The sequence below is a fragment of the Komagataeibacter kakiaceti JCM 25156 genome, assembly GCF_000613305.1.
Genome location: NZ_BAIO01000528.1, coordinates 1 through 1,557 on the forward strand (window position 1 = coordinate 1; position 1,557 = coordinate 1,557).

The 1,557-nt window shown below is 67.4% G+C and carries 2 protein-coding genes and 1 pseudogene; 1 reads left to right on the forward strand and 2 read right to left on the reverse strand.

The window, feature by feature from the left end; translation table 11 throughout:
• Together JCM25156_RS31530 and JCM25156_RS31535 are read right to left on the reverse strand one after the other, a co-directional pair.
• Positions 1 to 371 (reverse strand): annotated as a pseudogene (locus JCM25156_RS31530) (MATE family efflux transporter); the annotation flags it as partial.
• Positions 293 to 652 (reverse strand): MATE family efflux transporter, encoded by a 360-nt coding sequence (locus JCM25156_RS31535; RefSeq protein WP_242402714.1) that lies wholly within the window; start codon positions 650 to 652, stop codon positions 293 to 295. The gene JCM25156_RS31535 and the pseudogene JCM25156_RS31530, both read right to left, overlap by 79 nt.
• A 180-nt stretch (positions 653 to 832) precedes the next feature.
• Between JCM25156_RS31535 and JCM25156_RS25435 the strand changes: the two genes are divergently transcribed.
• Positions 833 to 1,474: a restriction endonuclease subunit S gene (locus JCM25156_RS25435; protein WP_051577543.1), complete on the forward strand. Its 642-nt coding sequence runs from the start codon at positions 833 to 835 to the stop codon at positions 1,472 to 1,474.
• Positions 1,475 to 1,557: the final 83 nt, after the last annotated feature.

Below are 1,557 nucleotides of genomic sequence, written 5' to 3' on the forward strand. Positions count from 1 at the left end.
CGCGCCATGAAGGCGAGCATGATGGCCGGGATGCACCATAGCGTAATGACCGTGGCGATGGCCGAACCGTGCAGCCCCAGCGCGGGCAGTCCAAACCAGCCGTGGATGAGGGTTGCGTTGAACACGCCATTGACCACCGCGATGAACGGCATGACGCGCATGAGTATGCCCTGCGCCCCCATGACGGGCAGCGCCGTGGTCAGGATCCCCTGCCCCAGCAGCGCGGGCGGCACGGCCCACATCAGGATCCGGATGAAATCGCTGACCGGCGCGCGAATCGCCTCGGGTTCATTCATCCACGCCAGCAGCGTATCCACATGGGCGAGGCAGTACAGCTCCGGCACGCATAACAGCACGGCCACCACCAGCATGGAGGTGATGATGGTGCCAAGCTGGCATGGTCCTGCCGCCCGCGTGCCTGCGCCAGCAATATGCCCCCCGCCTCGATCACGGCGGCAAGGATGGCGGTGAGCGTGAAGAACGTGCCGGTGGCCAGCCCGCCAATGGCCAGCGCCGTGGCGCCCAGCCCGCCAAGCAGCACATCGTCGGTCAGGCCCATCAGCATCTGGGCGAACTGCGACAGTCCCATCGGTCCGGCAATGGCGAGAAGGGAGCGGAATTCGGACCGGAACGGTTTGATTGGTGGCGTCATGAAACCCTGTTGCTACCCATGGCCCGGCATGGAGCCATGACAAGGCATCCCGTGCCAGCAGGGCGTGGATGCGTTGCGTGCAGGGGTTTATACTACTTCATCGCGCGCGGCCAGACGGGGCGGGGTCACTTCATGGCGGGCGCTCTCGACCATGGGGGCGCGCCTGCGTAAAAGGGGGACATGACCACATGCTGGCCCCTTGTCCCGCTTGGAGCGCTTGTGGCGTGTCTCGATGCCCGTCGCGTGCCGCTCAACCGCGCCCAGCGCGCGCGGCGGCCGGGGCCGGTGCCCTATTACGGGGCCAGTGGCGTTGTGGGCCATGTGGATCAGGCCCTGTTTGACGGGCCGCTTGTCCTGCTGGGGGAGGATGGGGCCCCTTTTCTCGACCCGATGCGCGATGTCGCGTCTTTTCATGACGGGCCGCTATGGGCGGGCAACCATGTGCATGTGCTGCGTCCGCGCCCAGGCGTGGATGGCCGTTTTCTGGCGCATGCGCTCAATACGATCAGCTACGCCCCCCATGTGGACGCCGCGACCCGCCCCAAGCTGGTCCGCGCGCGCATGAACGGCCTGCCGGTGCCCTGCCCTTCCCTGGAGCACCAGCGGATGATCGCCCGGGAGCTGGATCGCGCCCTGTCGCGTATTGACCGGCAGCTTGATGAACTGGCCCATCAGGCGCGGCTGGCCCGGGAACTGGAGCAGGCGGAAATCGGGCAGGCCCTTTTGCGTGGCGGGGCGGGATGCGTCCGGCCCTTGGTGGTGTGTTCACCATTACGGGCGGGGGCACGCCTTCCACGTCCCGTCCCGAATACTGGGGGATGAGGTGAACTGGATCACGCCTGCCGACCTGCCCGCGGGGCCGCCCGTATGGGTACGCCACGGCGCGCGTGGCCTGTCGGTCGCGG